The sequence below is a fragment of the Stieleria maiorica genome, assembly GCF_008035925.1.
In the GTDB taxonomy this organism is placed as follows: Bacteria; Planctomycetota; Planctomycetia; order Pirellulales; family Pirellulaceae; genus Stieleria; species Stieleria maiorica.
Window position 1 is genome coordinate 561809 of sequence record NZ_CP036264.1, and the last position, 24318, is coordinate 586126.

20 protein-coding genes and 1 riboswitch are annotated in these 24318 nt (G+C 61.0%); of the genes, 11 read left to right on the forward strand and 9 right to left on the reverse strand.

From position 1 onward, the window contains the following. Positions 1–24: 24 nt before the first annotated feature. From Mal15_RS01755 to Mal15_RS01785, 7 genes are all read right to left on the reverse strand, one after another. A complete protein-coding gene (locus Mal15_RS01755; protein WP_147866172.1) occupies positions 25–456 on the reverse strand; it encodes a response regulator transcription factor in 432 nt (143 codons plus the stop codon). 60 nt (positions 457–516) lie between these two features. Continuing rightward, a riboswitch (cyclic di-GMP riboswitch) is annotated at positions 517–593 on the reverse strand. Positions 594–766: 173 nt separating this feature from the next. After that, entirely contained in the window at positions 767–1888 is a 1122-nt protein-coding gene (locus Mal15_RS01760; protein WP_233903230.1) for an aminotransferase class I/II-fold pyridoxal phosphate-dependent enzyme, read from the reverse strand. 44 nt (positions 1889–1932) lie between these two features. Continuing rightward, complete coding sequence (locus Mal15_RS01765) at positions 1933–3678, reverse strand: dockerin type I domain-containing protein (RefSeq protein WP_147866174.1); 1746 nt, start codon at positions 3676–3678, stop codon at positions 1933–1935. A gap of 154 nt (positions 3679–3832) precedes the next feature. Then, positions 3833–5539 carry a glutamine--tRNA ligase/YqeY domain fusion protein gene (locus tag Mal15_RS01770; RefSeq protein WP_147866175.1) on the reverse strand — a complete coding sequence of 569 codons (1707 nt, stop codon included), beginning with the start codon at positions 5537–5539 and terminating at the stop codon, positions 3833–3835. Between the two features lie 185 nt (positions 5540–5724). Further along, positions 5725–7077, reverse strand: a complete 1353-nt coding sequence (locus Mal15_RS01775; RefSeq protein ID WP_147866176.1) for a cytochrome c — start codon at positions 7075–7077, stop codon at positions 5725–5727. A gap of 87 nt (positions 7078–7164) precedes the next feature. Beyond that, positions 7165–8715, reverse strand: coding sequence for a glutamate--tRNA ligase (gene gltX, locus Mal15_RS01780; protein WP_147866177.1), 1551 nt, complete (start codon positions 8713–8715; stop codon positions 7165–7167). Positions 8716–8987: 272 nt separating this feature from the next. Beyond that, complete coding sequence (locus Mal15_RS01785) at positions 8988–10850, reverse strand: DUF2339 domain-containing protein (protein ID WP_147866178.1); 1863 nt, start codon at positions 10848–10850, stop codon at positions 8988–8990. Between the two features lie 573 nt (positions 10851–11423). Between Mal15_RS01785 and Mal15_RS01790 the strand changes: the two genes are divergently transcribed. Further along, positions 11424–12029 (forward strand): HNH endonuclease, encoded by a 606-nt coding sequence (locus Mal15_RS01790; RefSeq protein WP_147866179.1) that lies wholly within the window; start codon positions 11424–11426, stop codon positions 12027–12029. Between the two features lie 149 nt (positions 12030–12178). Here Mal15_RS01790 and Mal15_RS01795 read toward each other — a convergent pair whose 3' ends face one another. Then, the gene (locus tag Mal15_RS01795) at positions 12179–12457 is read right to left on the reverse strand and encodes a ferredoxin family protein (RefSeq protein WP_147866180.1); all 279 of its coding nucleotides are present in this window, start codon (positions 12455–12457) and stop codon (positions 12179–12181) included. A gap of 177 nt (positions 12458–12634) precedes the next feature. On the opposite strand from Mal15_RS01795, the gene Mal15_RS01800 reads away from it, so the two are divergent. Next, positions 12635–13858, forward strand: a complete 1224-nt coding sequence (locus Mal15_RS01800; RefSeq protein WP_147866181.1) for a class I SAM-dependent rRNA methyltransferase — start codon at positions 12635–12637, stop codon at positions 13856–13858. A gap of 89 nt (positions 13859–13947) precedes the next feature. Further along, positions 13948–14610 (forward strand): FHA domain-containing protein, encoded by a 663-nt coding sequence (locus Mal15_RS01805; protein WP_147866182.1) that lies wholly within the window; start codon positions 13948–13950, stop codon positions 14608–14610. Between the two features lie 5 nt (positions 14611–14615). Here Mal15_RS01805 and xerD read toward each other — a convergent pair whose 3' ends face one another. Then, entirely contained in the window at positions 14616–15569 is a 954-nt protein-coding gene (xerD, locus tag Mal15_RS01810; RefSeq protein WP_147866183.1) for a site-specific tyrosine recombinase XerD, read from the reverse strand. Between the two features lie 127 nt (positions 15570–15696). Here xerD and galE point away from each other — a divergent pair, with 127 nt between their 5' ends. The 8 genes from galE to fabF all read left to right on the forward strand — a co-directional run bounded on the left by galE (position 15697) and on the right by fabF (position 24244). After that, positions 15697–16689, forward strand: coding sequence for a UDP-glucose 4-epimerase GalE (galE, locus tag Mal15_RS01815; protein WP_147866184.1), 993 nt, complete (start codon positions 15697–15699; stop codon positions 16687–16689). A 95-nt stretch (positions 16690–16784) separates the two neighbouring features. Further along, positions 16785–18737, forward strand: coding sequence for a c-type cytochrome domain-containing protein (locus tag Mal15_RS01820; RefSeq protein ID WP_167546582.1), 1953 nt, complete (start codon positions 16785–16787; stop codon positions 18735–18737). 196 nt (positions 18738–18933) lie between these two features. Next, positions 18934–19950, forward strand: coding sequence for a class I SAM-dependent methyltransferase (locus Mal15_RS01825; RefSeq protein ID WP_147866186.1), 1017 nt, complete (start codon positions 18934–18936; stop codon positions 19948–19950). 276 nt (positions 19951–20226) lie between these two features. After that, positions 20227–20409, forward strand: coding sequence for a 50S ribosomal protein L32 (gene rpmF, locus Mal15_RS01830; protein ID WP_147866187.1), 183 nt, complete (start codon positions 20227–20229; stop codon positions 20407–20409). A 121-nt stretch (positions 20410–20530) separates the two neighbouring features. Continuing rightward, positions 20531–21451: an ACP S-malonyltransferase gene (fabD, locus tag Mal15_RS01835; RefSeq protein WP_199773798.1), complete on the forward strand. Its 921-nt coding sequence runs from the start codon at positions 20531–20533 to the stop codon at positions 21449–21451. Between the two features lie 54 nt (positions 21452–21505). Further along, positions 21506–22264 (forward strand): 3-oxoacyl-[acyl-carrier-protein] reductase, encoded by a 759-nt coding sequence (fabG, locus tag Mal15_RS01840; RefSeq protein WP_147866189.1) that lies wholly within the window; start codon positions 21506–21508, stop codon positions 22262–22264. A 264-nt stretch (positions 22265–22528) separates the two neighbouring features. Then, positions 22529–22774, forward strand: a complete 246-nt coding sequence (locus Mal15_RS01845) for an acyl carrier protein (protein WP_095739641.1) — start codon at positions 22529–22531, stop codon at positions 22772–22774. A 180-nt stretch (positions 22775–22954) separates the two neighbouring features. Then, positions 22955–24244, forward strand: coding sequence for a beta-ketoacyl-ACP synthase II (gene fabF / locus Mal15_RS01850; RefSeq protein ID WP_147866190.1), 1290 nt, complete (start codon positions 22955–22957; stop codon positions 24242–24244). Positions 24245–24318: the final 74 nt, after the last annotated feature.

The window sequence follows — 24318 nt, forward strand, 5'->3', positions numbered from 1 at the left end:
GTTCGGTAACGTTTCCTGTTGCCGTCAGGCGATGCGGGCAAGCAAGGATTCGACGGTCGCCAGTAACCGCTCGGGTTCGGTCGGCTTGGACAGAAACGCCCCGAGCTGATTGCCGAGTGTTTCCAAGTGGGGCGCGTTGGCGCTGGTCAAGAAGATCACCGGGGTCGCCCCGTCCCATGCCTTGTCGGCCAGCAGTTCATGGCAGACGCCATAGCCGTCCAGGACCGGCATGTTGATGTCCAAGATGATCAAGTCCGGCTTGGCTTCCATCGCCACGTTGACTGCTTGACGTCCATCGGCGGCCAAGGCGACTTGATAACCGGCTTCACAGAGCGTGCGTTCGACCAGCCGCAAGACGGTCCGGCTGTCGTCGGCGACGAGAATCGTGCGGTTCGACGGCGTCGATCGGGATCCGACACAAACGGCGGTACCGGGGGTCGGTTTCGTAGCAGTCATCAATTGACTCCGGCATGCCTGCAACGGGGCAGTCGCGGGCGAAGACGTGGGGTTGTTTCGTTCGGTAGTGCGGCCGTCTCGCAAGAGACCCGTCACTTTGCGTGCACGGCCTCGCGGCCGGCTTGCCTTTTCGCGAGCGCCGTTTTGCGGCCGCACGCCTCGCTCGAAAGACCCGTGATGACACGGAATCATCGATCGATCAACGCTCGGTAAGCTCGCCTTTGATCGTGACGAGAACACCGGGTCGTTCTGGTGAAGGGTTGGTCACTCCACGAGAGAGTCAAGCAAAACTGTGAAAAGTGTCCGTCAATCAGAAAGACGGCAAACCCTCGATCAATCGCCCCAACATTTCGGTGTTGTGGTCCGCTGAGAGTGAAATCCGTAGGCGCGCCTGGCCTTCGGGGACCGTTGGCGGCCGGATTGCCGGTACGAACATGCCCGATTCATACAACCGTTGCGATGCCGCGACCGCATCGGCGTCGGAGCCGATCGGGATCGGGATGATCGGGATGCCGGATTCGCTAGCCGGGCACGCGAGCCCTAATTGCGATCGCAGTTGTCGCGACATCGCGCAGACCAAATCTCGTCGTCGCCGTATTTCGCCGGGATGTTCCAACGCGACGATCGCCGACTCGACCGCCGACATTGACAGCGCGGTGCTGTAGATCAACGGACGGCTGTGGTTGACCAAGAACTCGGCGACCACACGGGGACAAGCGACGAAACCGCCCTGGCCGCCGAGCGCTTTGCTGAGTGTTCCGATTCGGATCGGGACTTGATCCTTCACGCCCAATGATTCGCAGGCTCCCGAAAAGCGGTCCCCCAGGATTCCGGTCCCGTGAGCCTCATCGACGATCAGCGTTGCGTCGTGATCGGATGCAACGACACACAGTTCACGCAACGGCGCGACATGGCCGTCCATGCTGAACACCGAATCGGTCACAATCCAAACACGCCGGTGCTGCTTGCGGTGCTGTGACAATAACCGGGCGACCGAGTCGACATCACGGTGGGGGTAAACCATGCGGTCGGCTTTGGAGAGTCGGCAGCCATCGATCAGTGAGGCATGGTTCAGTTCGTCGCTCAGGATCAAGTCGCCTTGGCGGCAAAGGGCCGAAACGGTCCCCGAACAGGCGGCAAAACCGGAAGGAAAAACGACCGCCGCTTCGGTCCTTTCAAACTCGGCGATTTTTTCCGCCAGCAACTGGTGCCGATCGGTCCAGCCGCAAACCAATCCGCTCGCCCGCGCCCCGACCGAATCAACGCGCATCGTCTTGGACGCCAAAAACGACGCCAGCCCCAGGTAATCGTTGGATCCGAAATTGATCAATCGCCGGCCGGATTGGTCGATCAGATCAACGCCCTCGATGCGCCGCGGATGCAAGCGACGCATCCTCCCGCGACGCCGCAAATCGTCAAGGCGATCGTTCAAGTCATCCCACATCGCGGTTTACACTTTCACCAAGGAGCGGTGCGTCAAAACAGGAGACCAATTTGGTTCATCACTTCGTCGGTCCCATCGTTGGTGCTCGGTCGCCACCGAGACAGCGTCAGGAGCGGCGATTGGAGCGACAGCGGTGATTCTGGCTCTCCGGGTGCGGAGCGTCGAGCAATTTCGTTGATGACATTGAGTGCGTCTCGCGGTGTCACGTCGTCGTCTTGATTGACGTCGTAGAAAAAGGATGCGTCGGATGGCGAGGGGCCCTGCCGTCGCGCCAGTTCGTTGATGACGTTGAGCGCGTCCAGTGGACTCACGTCGCCGTCGCCATTGACGTCCGCGAAATCGATCAAATTCGTCATGCCCAGTCGTACGCCATCGCCCGGTGAGACCGACACGTCGAACGACCTGATCTGGTCGCTTCCCAAGAAAACGATCGCGTATCGCCCGCCCGCGACAACATCAGCGGTGACGCCCGCGGCGTCGGTCGTGGAGATGTCAATCAACGATTCGTCGACGACAAAGACCTGTTGGGACGTCGGCGTTGCACCGGCCGAAGAGGGCTGCACGCTGAGCGTCGCGTCGCGGTCCGCGTCAAACATGAGGACATGGTACGGATCGTTCCCGGACAATTGATGCGTCCCGACCACCGAGGAGCTGAACAACGCCTGGTATCCGGTCAGATCCAGCGGTTGGTCGATCACGGTGGTGTCATTGAGCGCGGCGGTGACGTCGACGTTCTGATTTTCCGACACATAACCGATGTCGACTGCGATGGTTGTCGCGCCGCCGGTGACCTGATACTGCCCCGCGGGAAGAAACACGGACAGCCGCCCATAGTCTCCCGCCGCGACACAGTGTTCGGTCGATGTTCCCGCGGCGATGTCCAGCACGGTCACGCAGCCGCCGGTGTGTTCGCCGACGTCGTACAGGCCGTTTTGGTTTGAATCAGTGTACGCCAATCCGGTCAAGTAGCCGCCAAAATCTTTGTTCCGCGAGAGCGTGTGGGTGGCCAAAAAGTTCGTCGCCGACGAGGTGTTGCTAAACCCGTCCAGCAATGCGTAATCGATTCCGATCGCGTCGCGGCGGTCCTGCAACAGTGCCTCTAAATGGCCCAGACTGGATGAATTGAACTCCAACACGAAGTTGACGATGTCGTAATACGCTTGACGCTGACGATGACCGACGCTGCCGACGGCATGTGCCGCGCGTGTGCGGGGCATGCTGGGGCCGGACTGGTAGCCGATGTTTTCGCTGTAGCTGCCGCTGCTCCATGGCCCCATGGTTTCGGCACTGATGATATCCGGATTCGCCGCGGCGCCCTGTGGGTTGTAGGTCAGCCCCGGCAACGCGGCAAAACATGGCAACGCCGACGCACCAGCCGGCGTGCTATGGGTGAAGCAATGGTTTTGCATCCAGTCGTTGTGAACGGCCGACTTGGCCTGCAGTGAGTCTTCCCAGGTCAACGGAGGAAGCGGATCGGTCGATTGCAGCAGATCGATCGCCGCGGCGACGTTGGAAGGCGTCAGCGAAACACTGATCGCGTCGCGAAGGTCGGTCCAAACGGGATCGCTGGCTGCGTATCCGTGAGCGGAATCAACGGTTTGGTCGATCATCCCCTGCAACGCGGTGCCGAACGCCGGTGGGTCGGCGCGCACTTGATTGACGACCGACAGGGCATAGATCTCCATCGCCGAGGCGGCCATGACGCGACGTGGTTCAACCGCCTGGAACGTCAGCGGTCGTGTGCGGCTGCTTCGTCGCTGACGGTTGATTCGATTCATCACACAGCCTCGGCGACGGTTCGCTGCGTGAATTCCATCGCAGCTTGGTTTTCGGGTAGTGGACGAGGCGACGAGTCCTTTCGGATTGCGAACCGCAAGGACTCCTCGCGTCGTCCACTACCGTTCACCCGAATTCGTCAAGCGAGACGGAATGCTAGTTCGTCTTTCCCTTTGCAACCATATTACCCCAGCTGTCTCTCAGCGGGACAATTCGATTAAAAACGAGTTTTTCGTCGGTCGAGTCGGGATCGACGACGTAATACCCCAGTCGTTCGAACTGGAACCGATCCTCCGGACGTGCGGCCGCCAGTTCGGGTTCGGCATAGGCTTCGGTCACCGACAGCGAATCGGGGTTCAGGTGATCCAAGAACGTCTGGCCTTCGTCGGTTTGGTTGGGGTTTTCGACGGCGAACAAACGGTCATAGTTGCGGACCTCGATGGGGATCGCTTGTTCGGCGCTGACCCAGTGAATCGTGCCTTTGACCTTGCGCCCCGAATCGTCTTGGCCGGATTTCGTCTCGGGGTCGTACGTGCATAAGATTTCCACGATGTTGCCGTCATCATCTTTGACGACGTCGTGACAATCGATGATGTAGCCGCTGCGGAGCCGGACGGCGCCACCCTTTTTGAGCCGGAAGAACTTCCGCGGTGCCTCTTCGCGAAAATCATCCGCCCCGATGTACAGGGTTCCGCTGAACGGAATCGATCGGGTGCCGGCGGATTCATCCTCGGGGTTGTTGATCGCATCGACCATTTCGACCTTGCCGTCGGGCCAATTGGTGATCGTCAACTTGATCGGGTCAAACACCACCATGCGGCGCGGCGCGATACGGTTGAGGTGTTCCCGCACGGCGTTTTCCAAACGCACGACATCGATCGTGCTGTTGAATTTCGCCACGCCGACGTCGGTCGCGAAGTTGCGGATCGACTGGGGGGTGTAGCCGCGTCGCCGCAACCCGCTGATCGTCGGCATGCGGGGGTCATCCCAGCCGCTGACATGGTTTTCCTTGACCAGTTGCAACAGTTTGCGCTTGCTCATCACGGTGTACGTCATGTTCAAACGGGCGAATTCGATTTGCCGCGGGTGATGGATGCCCAACGATTCGCAATACCAGTTGTAAAGCGGTCGATGGTTTTCGAACTCCAGCGTACAGATGGAGAACGTGATCCCCTCGATCGAATCGCTTTGTCCATGCGCCCAGTCATACATCGGGTAGATGCACCACTCGTCTCCGGTGCGATGATGGTGGGCGTGCATGATGCGATACATCACCGGATCTCGCAGATTCAGATTCGGCGACGCCATGTCGATTTTGGCCCGCAGGGTGCGGCTTCCGTCGGGGAACTCGCCCGCCTTCATCTTGCGGAACAATTCCAAGTTCTCGGCGGCGCTGCGATCGCGGTAGGGGCTGTTCTTTCCCGGTTCGGTCAGTGTGCCGCGGTACTCACGGGTTTGTTCGGCATTCAAGTCACAGACATAGGCGTGTCCGTCTTGGATCAGTTTTTCAGCCCACTGGTACAGTTGCCCGAAATAGTCGCTGGCGTAATGCAGCGAGTCCCACTGGAACCCCAGCCAGCGGACGTCGTCCATGATCGATTCGACGTATTCGGTTTCCTCTTTCGACGGGTTGGTGTCGTCGAAACGCAGGTTGCAGGTTCCGCCGTAGGTGTTGGCCAGCCCGAAGTTCAGGCAGATGCTTTTGGCGTGGCCGATGTGCAGGTAACCGTTCGGTTCAGGGGGGAACCGGGTGAACACGCCCTTCGCCTTTCCGGCGGCCAAGTCCGCGTCGATCGCTTGCTCGATAAAGTGTTTGGTCGGGCGTGACGATTCGGCACCGGTCTCGCTGGGGCTGTCTGTCATGGCGTCGGCTATGCGTGGAATAAAAAGCGGAGTGACCCGGATGGCACGGGAACACGGAAAACGGGATTCAGCAAACGTTGGTGCCTAGCCTTCAGGCGACCAACGTCGCTGCGTCGCAGCGACCGGGAATCGCCTGAAGGCTAGACACCAACACTTATGCCCGATCCATTCCACCCGGGCAATGCCTAAATGGCCTCCGACGTCTCCGGTTCGGGTTTCTTGACCGAGCGGACGAAATTAATCAGGTGCCAGATGTCGTCCTTTTCGTACTCACCGGGGACGAACGTCGAAGCGGGCATCGGAGAGCCTTCGATGCCTTGCAGAATGCGACGGTACAGGTCTTCGGCGGCTGCTCCGCCGCGGAAAACGCCTTCGGAAAAATTCCGCGGCAGCGCGTTCTTGGGCGGCATGGCGCCGCGGGCCATCAACGGAATCAGAGCGTCGGTGTCTTCGGGTTTCAGCCCCGCGCGCGTGGTCCAGTCCTTGGTCCAGTCGTCGTAGTCCTTGTTCTGACCGTCGCCGTGCCCTTTTTCGCCGTGGCATTTGCTGCAGGAGGCGACTTTACCGGTAAAGATCGCTTGGCCGCGTTTGATCGATGCCGCCAACGCTTCGGCCTGGTCGCCGGTGGAAAGGTCGACGAATTCTTCGTAGCTGTCTGCCACAGGGATGTCGGCCGGCGGCTCGGGGACTTCGACGACGTCTTCTTCGGCATCCAGCCAATCAAACGCGATGTCCTCGAGCATTTCCTGGGCGATTTCCATCGACTCGTCAAAGTTGTCCAAACGCTCGGCGATCTCCTCGCCCCGTTCGCCCTCGGGCTCGCCGGCCTGTTCCCACGCCTGGACCTGCTTCTCCAACTGCTCGCGCCCTTCGGCGGCGATGGTTTCCCCGATCTGTCGATCCACGATCCGGTCGCCGCCTTCCAGATCCAGTTCAAAGATCGCGTCGTCGATCAGCGTGCGTTCCAATTCACCGCGGATCGACAGGTAGATCACGTAGTCGACCAGCGCTTGGATGTCTTCTTCGGTCAGTTCCGGAATCTTTTTCATCGCGGTGCCGTCGATGCCGTCGCGGATCGACCGCGCCAGATCTTCGCGGACCGGTTTCGAGCCGCGCTTGGTCGATTTGAACTTAAAAATCCCGTGACGGTAGTCTCGCGGATACGGATCCAGGATCGCGGAATTCTCGCCGCGTCCGTTCCCCGTGATGCCGTGGCAGCTGACGCAGTGTTTGCGATACAGCCCGCTGTTTTCGCCGATCGGACCGGCGGCGCGTTTGATGCGGTCCAGCGAGATCAGGTCGGAAAAGTCGTCATCGAGCAACACCTCCGGCAGCGTCGGCTCGTCGGGGGTTCCGAACATCCCATCGATGATCCAGTTGGCATCCTTGAGAGCTTCTTCCATCGGAATGCCCTCCTTGATCTGGTACTTCATCGCGTGGACCAGATTCGGTTCAAACTGGGCGGTGTATTCGGTTTTTTCTCGGCTGCATCCGGCCAGGAGAACGACGGTCAGTGCGAACAGGATGGTGTATTTCATGGGATTTCGACGAGATCGGAAATCGGGGGGAAGCCGACAATCGGCGGATGGCCGGATTCTGTAACCTGCGCCATTTGCGGCGTTGAATCAAGCTTCTGCGGCTTTTTTGCACGCCTTTTCGATCCGCTCGGCCACTTTCTCTTTACCGAGAATCGCCAGGGTGTCAAACATCCCAAAACCGACCGCGGTCCCGGTCACGGCGACTCGAACCGCATGAATGATCTGTCCGATCTGGATTTCGGCGGATTCGCAATAGTCTTTCAGCAGCGATTCCGCCGCTGCGGCGTCAAATGTGTCGGCCGCCAGCACGACGTCGCGGAAGCCGGACAGCAGGTTGCAGGCGTCTTCCGGTTTGCTGATCCGTTTTTTGAATGCCTTGGGGTCGTACTCGATCGAATCGAGGAAACAGTATTCGAAATCGATGATGTCCCCGGCGACCTTGAGCCGATCGCCGGCGGCGGTGACGACGGCGGCGAGCCGTGGATCGTCCTTCGATTCGACCAGACCGGCCGCGACCGCAAACGGCGCGACCGCGTCCAAGCGAACCTCGGCCGGCAGTGCGGCGAAGTGGTCGGCTTGGAAGGCCATCAGCTTCTGCGGATCGAACGAGGCCGGCGACTTGGTGACGCGCTGGAGCGAGAACAGCTTGATCATCTCGTCGACCGAGAACCTTTCACGCTCGCCGTCAAGTGACCAACCCAACAGCAACAGGTAGTTCAACAACGCATCGGCGGAGAACCCGATGTCGCGATAGAAGTCGACGATGACGGGGTTGAAGGTGTCGTCACTGGTGGCCACGTTGCATCGCCGGGCGATCCGATTGCCGTGTTCCAGCAGGTCCGCGAAGTCTTTGTTCTTCAGATACTTGTTCAGTTTTCTCTTGCTCAGCTTGGCCGATCCGCCGGGTTCGGCGACGTAGGGCAGGTGGGCGTATTGCGGCCGCGGGTAGCCGAGCGATTCGAGGATGAAAATCTGTCGCGGCGTGTTGGGCAGGTGCTCTTCGGCGCGAACGACGTGCGTGATCCCAAACGCGTGGTCGTCGATCACGCTGGCCAAGTGATACAGCGGGCTGCCATCGGTTCGAGCGATCACGTGATCTTGTTCGGTCTGCCAGGCGACCGTCACGGTCCCGCGGACCAGGTCCTCGATCACGCAATCGCCTTCACGCGGCATCTTCAGCCGAATGGTCGCTTGGCGTCCTTCCGCTTCGTAGGCCTTGGCCGCGTCGTCGTCGGCCGCCATCCAGCGTCGGTCATAAAAGAAACGTTCGCCGCGTTTTTCCGCGGCCTCACGCTCGGCCGCCAACTCTTCGGGCAACGCATAATCGCGATAGGCGTGCCCGCTGGCGAGCAATTGTGCGACGGCGGCCTTGTGAACTTCGATCCGCTGGGACTGGTAATACGGGCCGCTGGGGCCACCGACCTCCGGCCCTTCGTCCCAGTCGAGGCCCAGCCATTTGAATCCGTCCAGGATCGGTTGCAGGGCCTCGGACACGTTGCGTCCCGCGTCGGTGTCGTCGATCCGCAGGATGAATTGACCGCCGGATTGTTTGGCCAACAGCCAGTTGAACAGGGCCGTACGGACGCCACCGATGTGCAGGTAACCGGTCGGGCTGGGCGCAAAACGGGTTCGAATCATGGAATCTGGGAGAAAACGTGTTGAAGGGGAATGGCGACACGATATCAGCGCCTGCGGCGGAAACGAAGGGAGGATCGCCCGCGGCGGATCGTTGGACGACGTCCTTTCTAGGTCGTCGCGGAGAATCGCTCACGACGACGGCCCGGAAGGGCCGTCGTACGCGCGGGGCGAAGCGGTGTTTGCGACGGCCCGGAAGGGCCATCGTACGCGCGGGGCGAAGCGGTGTTCGCGACGGCCCGGAAGGGCCGTCGTACCGCTGGTGTGACGAAGGATCAGGCCGCTCGGCCGGCGCGTTTGAGCGTCTTTCGCATCCGCCGCCGTTCGGCTTTGGTCATCGATTCCCAGTCGATGTCGTCCGGATCGACCTCGCCGGCGGCGACTTCGGCCGGAGTGATTCGTGATGTTTCAGCCGACGGGGTTCCGGCCGATTGGGCCGACGAAGATTGACGCCCCCGCGTGGCGGCATGGAGCGGCCCTTGAGATCTTGCCGGAGGTTTCCCGGCGTTTGGACTGGAACGCGGGTGGGAGGATGCGGCGGTCGAGGAATCCGAATCCGCAGACTCGTCCGCGGCTTGCGACTCGGATTCGTCGGCGTGCTTGCGTCGAAGCAGTCGGCTGAACCAGGATTTCTTGGCAACGACGTCGTCGACTTCGTTCTCCTCGGTCGTCGCGTCAGCATCCTGATCGGAGGTCTCGTCGCCGGTGCGTTGGGGTTTCAACCGCAGCGAGAACCAGCGTTTCTTTTTCGGCGGTGGCTCCGTCGTCTCGCCGGATCGGCTCTCGGGTTCTTCGTCTTCGTCGCGATCGCCGTCGCCGTCGGCGTCCTCCGGATCGATCCGGCGTGCCGATCGCAGGCCGAACCAACGGCGTTTGGGTTTGTCGGTGTCTGCGACCTCGCGGTCGGGCGCGGCGTCCTCATCGTGAGTATCCTGCTCGGGCGTGTCCCCCGAGACTGACTCGCTCGATTCGGTTTCTGGCTTGGGTTTTCTGATGCGACGTTTCAGCCGGGCAAACCATCCCGGTCGGTCCTGTGCCGGCGAGTCGTCGATGTCCGTTTCGTCTACTTCGGTTTCACTGGCATCGGCATCGGCTGTCCGCACGGGTTTGGCGGCGGGTTTCGTCACCGTGTTCGGCTTCGCGTTTGGGGCAGCGGCGCGTGTGGTGGTGACACTTGCGACCGCCGGACGCGGCGCGTCCTGTGCGTCGAAGAATTCAGAACGGAAGTCGGCATCCCCGTTTCGCCGTTCGGCGATCCACTCGGTGATCCGCTGGCGGATCGGAATGGCATCGGGGATGTTGCGGATCTGGCGGTACATCGAGCGTAGGTAGAGCGTCGCGGCGACCAGGAAACAGGTCCAGCCGAGCATCGGCGCGGCGGTGACCAAGGTTGCCATCAGGGGGCCATCGACGACGACGATTTGCCAATGGGCGAGTTCGGAAAAACCGATCCAGGCGCCCGCCTGGATCATCGGGACCAAGGCCGGTCGACAGCGAGAGAGTTCGGCGATCAACCGCATCGCCAGGATGATGCCGCCGACGTCTAACACGATCCGCAGCCAGTTCGCTCCCGAGAGCACGGCCCGGTTTCCGACCAACAGGTCCAACGATGCGCCCAACCAGCCGACCAGATCGACGGTCGAATGGACACTCGCCGCCAACAACACAATCAAAGTCCACTGCCACAATTGATAGTGACCGCGGTAGTCATCGCGTCGGTGTCGACGAAGGACAAAGATCAGTCGCGTCGCCCCGGCCGCAAGCAGCAACAGCATCGTCGTCCACCAGGCGGCAAAGCCGTCCGGACGATCGATCAGCAACGGGCGGGCGAGGTCTTGGCGATACGCGAGCGCCGGCCAGACAAACGCCAGATGATGGAGCGATGTCAGCAGGATCGAAACCGAGGCGATGATCGCCGCCGAGGTCGTCATCGCCAACCGAGAAACCGGTACCAGTGAAAACCAACGGCCCCGCAGATGCTGATGCACGCGAGATCCGAAGGGTTGCGCCGGTTGCCGTGCGGCGCGCAATTCCGCCGCGGCACGGCGTGTCGCCGGCGTCGACGGTGTGTGCGGGGACACGTGCGAGTGGTACAGCACGCGTCGACGGCGATCATTGGTTCGGCGAAGTTGAGACATGAAGGGGGGCGGTCGAATCGGTCGGATGCAACCACGGCGCTAGCAATTGCATGGGCCGCGTCGAAAGGGAGGCCGGATGCGTGGCGCCCGCCAGTGGCGCGCGCGGAATCCTCCGCAAACATGACTGACTACGAAAAACCGTGGGCTGGGGTCAATGTTGGTGTCCGGCCTTGCGGGACCGTCGCCGTACTCTCCGAGGTCGGCTCGGGGCAAAGCTTCGCTTTCGGGACGCCGAGTTCGGAGAACACGGCGACTCTCCGTACGCACCGACAACTCGACGCCGAATATGCCTGGAAAGATCCCGCGAAACCGAGGGCTGGGCGGCGAACCCCGGTGGGCCCCCTAAGTGTCTCGCTGGCACACCGATGTGCTGTCGCACCGCCGAAAGCCGACCTCGGAAATGAAGGTTTGGAAAAACTCCGCGTTTCAGAGCGTGATTGATGCCTAATTGGGGGCCCATCACCGCGGTCGTGTTGACTAGAATGTGGATGCTGATAGCGCGCAACATCATCCCGACCGTGTCACCCCGGCATGGCCCCAGGGCCTTGCAACAAGTGTAAGGATTTCGCTGAGATGAGTCAGAGTTTGCTTGACAGTCACGTTTTGATCTTGAACCGGTTCTACATGGCCATTCGGGTGGTCGATGTCCGTCGAACGTTGACGCTGTTGTATCGCCAGTGTGCCGAAGTGATCAGCCACGAAGCGGGCCAGTTCATCAGTTATGACTTCGACAGCTGGTGTGAAATGAGCCAGCTCAATGCGATCGAAAAGCAGCCCGGTGATGATTTCATCCAAGCGGTGGGCTTTGAGATGCAGGTGCCGCGAATCGCGCGATTGACACGTTTCGATCGGATGCCGCTGCAAACGGTTCGCTTCAACCGCAAGAACCTGTTCGCCCGCGACGAGCACACCTGCCAGTATTGCGGCAAGGACTATCCGACGCACAAGTTGAGTTTGGACCACGTCGTGCCACGCAGCCAAGGTGGGCCGACGACGTGGGAAAACATCGTCGCGTGTTGCCTGCGCTGCAACAGCCGCAAAGGGGGGCGGACGCCCAAGCAGGCGGGGATGAAGCTGCGGACCAAGCCGTCCAAGCCGCGGTTCAACCCGCTGGTGACGCATTCGGTCGACGACCCACGCTACGATTGTTGGAAGACGTTCCTGCCGGCAGCCGGCTGATCGAGTCGCTCGCCCGATCAACGTCGGTGCGGAATTAAAAAAGCCTCGTTGGTGAAAACACCGGCGAGGCTTTTTGCGTTGAAATGCGGCCATCTGGAATCGGTCAAACCCGCGTCGCCAGACAACCAGGGTCGGGAATCCGGTCCAGATCAATCGTCTGCCAGCGGTTCCTTCTTTTCCGTGATCACATCGCACTCTTCGGACATCTTGGCGTTGAGTTCGATGTAGCTTTTCCACTCCTCGGGCAGATTGTCTTCGTGGAAGATCGCCTCGACCGGACATTCCGGCACGCAGGCTTCGCAATCGATGCACTCTTCGGGGTGGATGTAAACCATTTGCTCGCCTTCGTAGAAACACTCCACCGGGCAAACGACGACACAATCGGTGTATTTGCAACCCGAGCAGGGTTCGGCGACGATGTGAGTCATGTTCAAAAACCTTTCGTTACGGGAACCACTCAAGAAACAGTCTTTGACCAATATATCGGTCGGACAAGCAATTGGCTGCACCCCAACCTGGGCAACCGGGCAACGATCGGTCATTCTTCCAAGATTCTGATCCGACCTTTCGGCTCCAGCCCCTTTCGACTCGCACCCCGGACCGCCGTGTCACCCTCCACCCCCCAACAGCTCCGCGTCAAACCGGGGCGTCAGTTTCCGTTTCTTTCTCGGCACCCCTGGGTCCACGCCCATGCGTTGATCAGTGACGGGAATCGATTCAGCGATGGCGGCGACCTGCAACGCGGCGACGTCGTTGATTTGGTCGACATGGACGGCAATTTTTTGGGCCGGGGTCTGGTGAATCCCCACAGTCGATTGAGGGTGCGTTTGTACACATACGAGGACACGACGCCGATCGATGAGGCGTTGTGGCGACAGCGGATTGACGCGGCGATCGGCCGGCGTCGTCTGACCCGGACGCCAGAAAAAGACGAAGCCGAACGAATGGTATTCAGCGAGTCGGACCTGATCAGCGGATTGATCGTCGACCGATACGCCGATTGCTTGGGAGTCCAGTTCACCGCCGGTGCGTTGATGAAATGGCGTTCGACGATCCTGGAACACCTGCAACAGGTCACCGGGTGCCGCCAAATCGTGGTCCGGGTCGATGAGAAAACGGCCAAGTACGAGGGTCTGGATCCCGAGCCGGCCACGCTGGCGATCCCCGGCGTGGAATTGACCGCGCCGGTCGGCTACCGCCAAAACGGACTGGATCTGACGGTCGACTTGGTCGGCGGGCAGAAAACCGGCGGCTACCTGGATCAGCGGCTCAACCACGAAACCGCGGCGGGTTATTTGCGCGGAAAACGCGTCTTAGATGTGTGCTGTTATACGGGCGGATTCGGCTTGGTGGCCGCACGGCAGGGGGCCGATCAGGTGATCGGGATCGATTCCAGTGCTGCGGCGATTGCGGCGGCAACCGAATCGGCCCAGCGTAACGGCGTGGCTGAGCGGATGTCGTTTTTGCAGGAAGATTGTTTCGACGCGCTGAAACGGCTTGGTGACGAGGGGCAGAAATTTGACGCGGTGATCCTGGATCCGCCGCGATTTGCCGGCTCGCGACATCAGGTCGACCAGGCGCTGCGGGCCTATCGACGCTTGAACAGCTTGGCCGTTGCGTTGCTGCCAGCGGGGGGAATTCTCGTCACATGCAGCTGCAGCGGGCGAGTATCCCGCAGTGAGTTTTTAAACATGTTGGTCGACGTCGGGCGTCGCGGGCGTCGCGACTTGATCATTTTGGAAAATCGGGGACCTGCCCCGGATCACCCGCTGGCCGTGGGCTGCCCGGAAAGCGACTACTTAAAATGTGTGATCGCCCAAGTGGCGTAGATTTCTGGCAGACGGACGTCAAACAACCAGATATATTAATGCATCACGACAATTCTCTCTCTCGATCCTCATCATCTCGGGGTCTGCCCATGTCGGGTGTGACGTTGAAAGTTCTGCACGGCGCTGATCGCGGAAAAGTGTTCGGCGATCTCATTCCACCATTCACGGTGGGGCGAGAAGAAGTCAATGACATCCAGCTCAACGATGAACGTGTCAGCCGATGTCACTTTAAGATCCAACGCGACAACGACCGCTTGGTGCTGACGGACTTGGACAGTACCAACGGGACCAAGGTCAACGGAGTGGAATATCCGCTCAAAATCCTTCGCAGCGGTGATTTGATTTCAGTCGGTCGCAGTTTGATGCTGGTCGGTTCGGAGGAGGAAATCGCACAGCGGCTGGCGGCACTGGGGAGCGAAAACCCGACGATGTCGCGCGAAATGTCTTCCTCGGAAAGCTCCGTCGCGTTGGAGCTGAGTCAGGAGAAATCGCCTTTTCAGATGGACATCGCGTCAGTCCGCGAGATCCCTTCGATCCCGGACAACTTGAGTCCGGGCCAGAAAGCTCAGTTGTGTGAGATTTTGGATTTCTTGCAACACCGGCTTTGCAAACTGGTCGAAACGGCCAAGATCGACGAAACCAGCCAATCGGTGACGTTGAAGCTGAGTTCCTGGCAGCGGCTGTTGGGCGTTCAGGCGCGGCTGGGAGAAATGCACCGCAAGATCGCCGACCCGGATTGGGACGGCGAGTGATCGCATCAGGCCCGCGGGTGGTATTGTTGGTGAACCCGTTTCAGCCGTGAGTGTTCGACGTGGGTGTAGATCTGTGTCGTCTGAATGCTGGCGTGTCCGAGCATCTCTTGAACCTGTCTCAGGTCCGCACCGCCGGCCAGCAGGTGCGTGGCAAAACTGTGTCGCAGCGAGTGCGGGCTGATGTCCGAATCGATGCCCGCGCGTTTGGCATAGTGTTTGACCAGACGCCAAAGCTGGATGCGGTCCAGCGGTCGTCCGCTGCGAGAAAGGAACAGCTCGTCCGGCGGGTGAGGCATCTTGGCAGCCAGTTCGCCGCGTAGCTCTTCACAATACCGTTTGATGGCGGCGATCGCCTGGCTGCCGATCGGGACCATGCGCTGTTTGCCGCCCTTGCCGGTGCATTTAAGGTGTCTTTGGTCCAACGACAGGTCGCGGACCCGCAGCGAGCAGACTTCGCTGGCCCGGCATCCGGTCGCGTACAAGACTTCCAACATCGCCACATCACGCAGCCAGAACGCATCGCTTCGGCGCGGGGCCCGCAAGAATTCATCGACTTGCCGCTGCGACAGCACGCCCGGCATCCGTTGCCACATCTTCTGCGCCGCCAGCAGTTCGGCCGGGTTTTCGGTGACCACCCCTTCGAGTTGCAGGTATTTAAAAAACGTGCGAATCGCAACGACGGCGCGGGAGACCGATGCCGGCGCAAGACCCGATTCGGACAGCGTGCCCATGAACCGCGTCAAATCACCGACACGAATCGAATCCAACCGTTTGTCTCCCAGCCAATCGATGAACCGGTTAAGATCCCGGCCATAAGCTTGAATCGTGTTGTCGGCCAGATGGCATTCGCCGCGAAGATAGCTTAAGAATTCCTCTCGGATGGAGGCGGCCGAGTGGGACGGTTTTTTCGGCGGTCCCGATTCCCGGATCAGTTGCAGCTTGGTTTTTCGTTTGGCCACTGATCAATGAGTCCGTATGGAGGGGGGATCCGATTCGAAGGGGCGTTTTCAAGTCACCATTCCGTACGTTTAGGGTCGGCACACCGCGTCGGCACACCCGTTGTCCTCTTTGCCTGAAGTGAATTCCATGAATGTTTTGGTTGTCGGTGGTGCCGGTTACATCGGTTCGCACGCCGTACGCTTATTGGTTGAAGCCGGTCACAACGTCACCGTTTACGACAATCTGTCGCGCGGGCATCGGCAGGCCGTCCCGCCGGGCATGCTGGTCGAAGGCGAGTTGGCCGATCGCGACAAGCTGGTCGACGTGCTGAAACAGAAACAGATCGACGCGGTGATGCACTTTGCGGCCTTCGCGTTGGTCAACGAATCGGTCAACGATCCGGCGCTCTATTATCGAAACAACGTCGTTGCCGCGATCGAATTGCTTGATGCGATGCGTGACGCCGACGTGAAGAAAATCGTTTTCAGCAGCACGACGGCCACCTACGGCGAACCCGAGGTGATTCCGATCGCCGAAACCACGCTTCAACAGCCGATCAATCCCTACGGATTTACCAAGCTGGTCTTTGAACAGGCGCTGGCCGATTACGCGGCGGCGTATGGGTTCGGCTACGCGGCGCTGCGGTACTTCAACGCCGCCGGGGCGCGGCCGGACGGGACGATCGGTGAAGACCACACCCCGGAATCGCACTTGATCCCGATCGTCTTGCAGGTGGCGCTCGGCCAACGCGAATCGATCACCGTGTTCGGTGACGACTACCCGACACCCGACGGGACCTGCGTACGCGATTACATTCATGTCGACGACCTCGGCAGGGCGCATTTGTCGGCGCTGGAAAAGCTGCAGCCGGGGAAAGGGATCTGCGTCAACCTGGGGACCGGGCGGGGGACCAGCGTCCGCGAGATCATCCAGGCGTGTCGCGAGGTCACCGGGCACCCGATCCCCGAAGTGATGGGGGCTCGGCGAGCCGGTGACCCGCCAGAATTGGTCGCCGATGCACGTTTGGCGGCCGAGGTGCTGGGGTGGAAAACCCAATACAACGATGTCAAACGCATCGTCGAAACCGCTTGGAAGTGGCATCAGAGCCACCCGAACGGCTATTCCGAGGCTTTGCACTAAAATTTTTGGGCTCTTGCGGCCGCGAATTTCGTTCGCCCCTTTGAGCCCAAACGTCGCAAGAACGCGACCCAAGCCCGCCCAAAAATGCCATGAAGATGAATCGAATCATCCCCCTCCCGTTCCGTTGCACCGTGTTACTGGTCGTGCTGATGGGCGACATCCTGGTCGGAGGGGCGGCCGAGGCGGTGGAACTGGATCGACGCCAAAAAGCCATCGTCTCGACAATCGGTGCGACCATCACGCGGGCCGGCAAGGATTATTTTGAGGGCAAGTACGAGTCGTCGGGAAACGAGATTCGCAAGGCGCTGGAGCAAGTCGAGCGGGCGGTCGATTTGGGGAGCCCCGAACTGTACGACGCGATCGTCGTCCACATCGATAAAATCTCGCGGGCTCACGCGATGCTGGAATTAGAAGGCGTGTCGCTGCCGCCCTTTCGACGCCCGGCGCGTCCGACCGGCACCCCATCGATGTCCGCCTCCGACGCTCCCGCCCCGGGTTCACCCGCCCCACCGTTCTTTGACACCTCCGGCACGCTGGTCAGTTTTACCAAGGACGTCGCACCGATCTTGAGCGGCAAATGCGGTCGCTGTCACGTCAGTGAGCGTCGCGGCGGATTTAGCGCATCGAGCTATGCCGCATTGATGAAAGGGCCACCGGAAGGCGTCGTCGTGTTCGCCGGCGACGTCATCGGAAGTCGATTGATCGAAACGATCGAGACCGGTGACATGCCACGCGGCGGCACGAAGGTCAGCGCCGACGAATTGCGGACGCTGAAAGAATGGATCGCCCAAGGCGCCAAGTTCGATGGCGATGATCCGAATCAAATGCTCGCCGCCGGCACGGCGCCAACTCCGGCCATGGATACCAAGCCGCCGGCGATCACCCAGGCGACCGGCAAAGAAACCGTCAGTTTTTCCTTCGATATCGCCCCGTTGCTGGTCGAAAACTGTGGCGGTTGTCACATCGACGCCATGCAGGTCCGGGGCGGATTGCGAATGGATTCGTTCGTGCAAATGATGCGCGGCGGCGACAGCGGAGCGATCATCACGCCGGGACGTGGTGAAGCGAGTCTGCTGGTGAAAAAGCTGCGCGGCACCGCGACCGATGGCGAGCGGATGCCGGCCGGCGGCAGACCACCACTGGGCGACGATGCGATCGCGTTGATCTCCAAGTGGATCGATGAGGGGGCGACACTGGACGCCAACGAGTCACAACCGATCAAGGTGATCAGCAAGCTGGCCTGGGCCTCACGCGCCACGAGTGCGGAGAAGTCCGCCAAGCGAGCCGAACTGGCCGATCGAAACTTCAAACTTGCCAACCCGTCGGCGCCGCTGGCCGAGCACCAGACCGATCACTTCCGCGTTGTCGGTTCCGGCTCGCAGGAGACGTTGAAGGTGGTCGGCTTGGCGGCAGAGAAACATTTGAAGGTCGCCAAGTCGGTGGCACGGCCGAAGTCGTCGACTTCCGACGAAGATTACTTCGGCGGCCACGCGACGATCTTCGTCTTGCCACGCCGATACGACTACAGCGAGTTTGCCAAGATGGTTGAACAACGCAGCGTGCCCAGCGATTGGTCGGCCCACTGGCAGTTCGACGGGATCGATGCCTATGTCGCCACCGTGGCATCGGAAACCGAAGACGAAGAGGCGATCGAATCCAGATTGTTGGCGCCGATCGTCAGCTTGGCCGTCGCCACCCGTGGCGGCGACGTGCCGCGCTGGTTCGCCGAAGGGCTGGGGGCGGCCACCGCGATGCAGCAAAATGCCAAAAGTCGCAGCGAGAAAGAAAAGCTGCGGACGTTGGCGGTCGAAGCGGCATCCTCGGTCAAAGATGCCAAAGCCTTCCTGGGTAACAAACTGACACCCGAGCAGGCCGACTCATTCGGCACCGCGCTGGCGATGTCGATGCTCGAGCGCAACCGCCGCAAAGGCCTGGAAGCCACGTTGCGATTGCTCGGCGATGGCAAGTCGTTTGACGATGCCTTCGTCGGCGGATTCGGTGTGACCCCGACGGTGTACATCGACCAATTGCTGCAGTTCGCCCGGTGAGCGCCGGGAGGGAGATCTCCCGTAGCGGAACGCGTCAAGAGTTTCGCACCCGCTGCGGATCGCGCCGAAAGCCTTGGCGGCTTCCGCTACGGCCTTGGCGGCTTCCGCTGCGGCTCATGGGGTGAGCATCCTGCCGTCGATCGGTTACCGTTGATGGGCGTGACTTGTTTCCTCCCCGCAGCATCAAATCCACCCCATGAACTCCAGTCCCGAACAAGCCCAAGCAAGCCAGGCGTCGGCCGTCCGTGCGGCCGGCGATCGCACGATCCAGCAGTACGAGAATTGGATGCAGACCAACGCGGCGGCGCATTTGATGCGGGCGGCGCGGGAATCCGGGATCACGGCTCGCTTGCGCGAAAAACAGCACACGCTGGACGAACTCTGCCAATCACTGTCGCTGTGCACCGAAACGACCAAGCTGTTGCTTGACGGGTTGGTCGCGATCGGGTTTGTCGAACAGTATGAAGAGGATTTCGCCCTGGCCCGGGCCGGGCATTTGCTCTGCCAGTACGACGACGATCTGGGTGACAGCCGCTGGGAACGTCTGGTCGGTCGACTGAACAACCGCGGTCTGGCGGAGGTGGACGCCGCCGCCCACCGGGCCCGAATCGCTGCGACCCAGTGGATTCACACCGCCGCGGCCATGCAGGCGGCGGAGATTTTGGACATCGGCGGGGAATCAGCCACGCCCGCCCCGCGGATCTTGGACCTGGGCTGCGGTTCGGCGGTTTGGAGTTGTGCGTTCGCCCATCGAGACGCGGGGGCGACGGTTGTGGCTGTTGACGAAGCCGCGGCGCTGAAGGCGGCTTGCAGCACGGCCGATTCGATCGGGTTGAGCGATCGATTTCGGACGATTGAGAGCGATCCGTTGGCGGCGACGGTCGGCGAGCAGCAATTTGACCTCGTCGTGTTGGCCCAATCGCTGTCAGGGTACTCCGATGACCAGGCAGCGCGTTTGCTGCAAAAATCCGCCGCAGCCCTCAAATCCGGCGGCCGGATCGCCGCACCAGACTTCTATCTGGGTCCCAGCCGCGCCGGATTGAAGGAATCGCTGGGGCGGCTGTCCGTCCATCTGGCCACCCCCGCGGGCCGGGTGCGGGATCTGCGCGAATGCCAAGCGATGTTTCTGGCCGCGGGGCTGGGCGAAATCCAGTTCACCTACTTGGCCGCCAGCGAAGCGGGGCTGGGCATGATGGTCGCCGCAAGGCCGTAGGTGGTGCTTCTGCAATCGATGCATCAATGCCAGCCCGAAGCGTGAGCGAGGGGTTGCGCCACGCCCCTCGCTCACGCTTCGCCCTGGCATCCAGCAGACGGGCTACGGACAGGGCGACCCCGGATTGCGGCCTGCTGCGTACAGCGGCGCGAAGGTTACTTGTCCTCTCGCCGGTCCTTTTTTTCGATCGTGGATTGACGAAACCGGCTCGGCGTTTCTACGATGCTGAGCCAAAATTGATTTAGCGTCAACTCCATCCTTACCCCCCAAGCAGCCATGGCTGTCCCCAAGCGAAAACACAGCAACAGTCGAACCGGCAAACGCCGCAGCCACGATCGCGTCAAGAAACGCCAAATTGCCTATTGCCCGCAGTGCAGCAGTTCGGTGCCGACGCATGCGATCTGCCCCAAATGCGGTTATTACCAGGGGCGTACCGTTGTCGAGCCGACCGACGAATAGTCGACCGTCACGTTTGAACGACTCTTTTTGACGCCTTCCGCCGCGCCGTGGTGCATCGTGTCCTGTTTTGATGCGCCGCACGATCTCGCTCGGCGGTTTTCTTTTTGAGCGGCTGTTACCAATGGACGTAAATTCCGCCGGGATTCTATTTCCGGGCCAGGGGGCGCAGGGCGTCGGCATGGGCCGATGGTTGTGCGACAACTATTCGATCGCGAAGGATCTGTTTGCCGAAGCGGGCGAGGTGCTCGGTTACGACCTGGCGGATTTGTGCCAGAACGGCCCCACGGAAAAGCTCGACGCGACGGAGTTCTGCCAGCCGGCGTTGTTCACTGTGGGCATCGCTGCGGCCCGCGTTTTGGCCGCCGAACATCCCCAGCGGGTCAGCAACATCAGCGCGAGCGCGGGGCTCAGCCTGGGCGAGTACACCGCGGTTTGTTTTGCCGGCGGGCTGGACTTTGCTGACGCACTGCGACTGGTCCAGCGTCGCGGCCAAGCGATGCAGTCAGCCTCGGACGCCGTCCAAAGCGGGATGGCCAGCGTGTTGGGGATGGAACTGGAACCCCTGCAAGCGTTGTGCGACGACGTTCGCGAGGCAGACGAAGTCCTGCGTCCGGCCAATCTGCTGTGTCCGGGCAACATCGCCGTGTCCGGGCACCTGACCGCGATCGAGCGTTTGCAACCGGCCGCTTTGGAAGCCGGGGCGATGAAGGTCGTGCCGCTGTCGGTGGCCGGTGCGTTTCACACCTCGCTGATGGAACCGGCCGTCGAATCGCTCCAGCAGGCCTTGGCCGAAATCCCCATCCGTGACACCCGGATCCCGGTCTACAGCAACGTCGATGCGGCGCCGCACCAGTCGGCCGACGAGATCCGTGACCTGCTCAGCCGCCAAGTCACCCAGCCGGTGATGTGGGAAGCCAGCATCCGTCGGATGATCGACGACGGGATCGAAGGCTTTCTGGAAGCCGGCACGGGGCGTGTGTTGCGGGGCACGCTCAAGCGAATTCAGCGTAAAATCCCCACCGACGGTTTCGGCGACGAATAGACCTTTCGCCCCTTCCCGCTCCCACACGACATTCTTTCCCCCCAGACAAAAAACATGGAACTGACACTCAAAGCCGACCTGTCCGGCCAAGTTGCGATCGTCACCGGCGCGTCACAAGGATTGGGCAAAGCCGTCGCGGTCGCCTTGGGCGCCAACGGCGCTACGGTCGCCTGCCTGGCGCGGAACGCGGAAAAGCTGGCCGCGACGGTTGCTGAAATCGATTCCGCCGGCGGAAAAGGGATCGCACTGGCCTGTGACGTGACCGACCGCCAAGCGACCGCAGCTGCGATCGAAGGGGTCGCCAAGGAGCACGGCCGGCTGGACATCCTGGTCAACAACGCCGGCATCACGCGCGACAAGACGATGCGTGGGATGAGCGACGAAGAGTGGGACAGCGTGATCGCGACCAATCTGACCAGCTGTTTCGTTTGCTGTCGGGCGGCCGCCGGGATCATGCGCAAGAAGAAATACGGCCGGATCATCAACATGGCCAGCATCTCGGGGCTGATGGGCAACCAGGGCCAGGCGAATTACTCGGCCAGCAAAGCCGGGATGATCGGCATGACGCGAACGATGAGCAAGGAATTGGTCAATCGCGGCGTCACCGTCAATGCGGTCGCCCCGGGCTTCATCGCCAGCGAGATGACCGACGCGATTCCGACCGGGATCTTGGACGAAGTCGTCAAAACGATTCCCGCCAAACGCATCGGAAACCCCGAAGATGTCGCCGCGGCGGTGCTTTTCCTGGCCTCTCGCGACGCCGGCTACATTTCCGGACAAACGATCGTCGTCGATGGGGGCATCACCGGATAACCGGCCGATTTGCCCGCCGGCTGCCCCACCGCGGGCGTCGCCACGGCTTTCGCAGTCCATCGTTCAACCTGAAAACACGACCGAGTTGGCGAGTGCAGAATCCCGGGATATTGACGTCTTTTGCTTGTTTCCCCTATCTTTTCGGCGAATCAACGAAGCGTCTCCGGGCTCCAACCCTTGCCGTCTCGTTCCTCCCTACAGATGAGGGGCGTTTCGTTCCCTCGAATAACTTCCCTTTGCCGATCAAACCATTGGAGATTGCTTATGGCTACCGTCGAAGAACGCGTGGTCGATATCGTTGCTGAACAACTTGGTGTCGAAAAAGACAAGATCAGCCGCGAGACGTCCTTCGTGAACGACCTGGGTGCCGATTCGTTGGATACCGTCGAACTCGTGATGGAGCTTGAAGAGGAATTCAACATCAGCATTCCTGACGAAGCTGCAGAAAAGATTCAGAAGGTCGGCGAGGCTGTGGACTTCATCGAGAATGCCAAGGGCGAAGACGCCTGATTCTCCCCCGCCCCTCGTTTGCACCCCCGTTGTTCAATCGCATTGCCGCCTCATGGTCAGATGGTAAACCGGCCCACCGGGCCCGCTTGCCGATCAATCGTGGGCGGCATTTTTCATTCGGACTCCTCGAACGTCGCTTTAGCTTCACGTTCGCTGTATTGATCACTTGAAGGCATCACGATGACCCAGGGTTCATCCGACACCGTGTCACAACCACAAGTTTTCCGAGGTGATCGCCGTGTGGTCATCACTGGCATCGGCGCCGTCACTCCGCTCGCCCTGGATGTCTCCACGACCTGGGAGCGATTGATCGCCGGGGAAAGCGGTGTGGGGAAGATCGAACTGCTCGACACGTCGGACTACAAGGTCCACTTTGCGGGCGAGGTTTGGAACTTCACGCTCGACGGTGTCGTCGATCCCCGCGAAGCGAAGCGTTTGGATCGCTTCACCCAATTCGCCGTGCACGCCGGCCATCAAGCGGTCACGGATTCAGGCGTCGATTTCGCCACGCTCGACCGCACACGTTGCGGCGTCATCCTGGGCAGCGGCATCGGCGGGCTGATCGAAATCGAAAACCAGATCGAACGGATGTTGACCAAAGGCCCCTCGCGGGTCAGCCCGTTCACCGTCCCCAAGATGATGGTCAACGCCGCCGGCGGGAATCTGTCGATCACCTACGGCCTGAAAGGGCCCAACTATGCCGTCGCGACGGCCTGTGCCAGCGCGACCAACGCGATGGGGGACGCACTGCGCAGCATCCGGCTCAACGAAACCGATCTGGTCATCACCGGGGGCAGCGAAGCGGCGCTGACCCGCATGGGATTGGCGGCGTTCCAAAACATGAAAGCGCTTTCGACCCGGAACGACGAACCGACCACGGCCAGCCGTCCCTTTGACGCCGATCGCGACGGGTTCGTGCTCGGCGAAGGTGCCGGGGTGTTGGTGTTCGAGGAGCTCGAGCACGCCAAGAAACGCGGCGCCAAGATCTACGGCGAAGTGCTGGGGTACGGAACCACCAGCGACGCCGGTCATATCACCGCCCCTGACGCCGACGGCATCGGCGCGGCCGCCGCGATGACGGCGGCCCTTGCCGACGCCCGCATCCAACCGACGCAGGTCGATTACATCAACGCCCACGGCACCAGCACCCCGCTGGGCGACAAAGCCGAAACCACCGCGATCAAACGCGTCTTCGGTGACGCTGCCTACCAGGTCAGCGTCAGCAGCACCAAGTCCGCGCTGGGCCACTCCCTCGGTGCCAGTGGAGGAATGGAGGCGGTGATCCTGTGCAAAACCATCGAGTCGGAAACCATCGCGCCGACCATCAATCTGCAAACGCCGGATCCCGACTGTGACCTCGACTACACCGCCAACCAGGCCAAGTCGCGGGCCGTTAAGATCGCGATGAGCAACAGTTTCGGGTTCGGCGGCCACAACGCCTGCATCGTTGTTGGTCGCTTCGACGGCTAGTGGTCCGCCGCAGCTTGGTTTTCGATTGTGCCGGACAGTCGCCGTCCTTTCCGAGGTCGGCTCGGGGCCAAGCT